The organism is Cobetia sp. SIMBA_158 (assembly GCF_046566945.1).
Lineage (GTDB): Bacteria > Pseudomonadota > Gammaproteobacteria > Pseudomonadales > Halomonadaceae > Cobetia > Cobetia amphilecti.
The window spans coordinates 1-240 of the sequence record NZ_JAWJYL010000990.1; the positions used below are offsets into that span (position 1 = coordinate 1).

1 pseudogene is annotated in these 240 nt (G+C 60.4%); it reads right to left on the bottom strand.

From position 1 onward, the window contains the following. A pseudogene (locus R2R70_RS22760) lies at positions 1-240 on the bottom strand (erythrose-4-phosphate dehydrogenase); the annotation flags it as partial.

A 240-nucleotide genomic window follows, 5' to 3' on the forward strand; every position in this document is an offset into this window, starting at 1 on the left:
ATGTTGCAGGACATTACCTGCAACATCCAGCATGCGGTTGGCAAAGCCCCATTCGTTGTCGAACCAGGCCAGGATGTTCACCAGCCGGGGGCCGGAAACACGGGTCTGACTGGCATCGACGATCGCCGAATGAGGGTCATGATTGAAATCACAGCTGGCGTGAGGCAGCTCGGTGTAAGCCAACAGCCCCTTGAGCGGACCGCTGGTGGCGGCCTCGCGCAGGATCCGGTTGACCTCGGT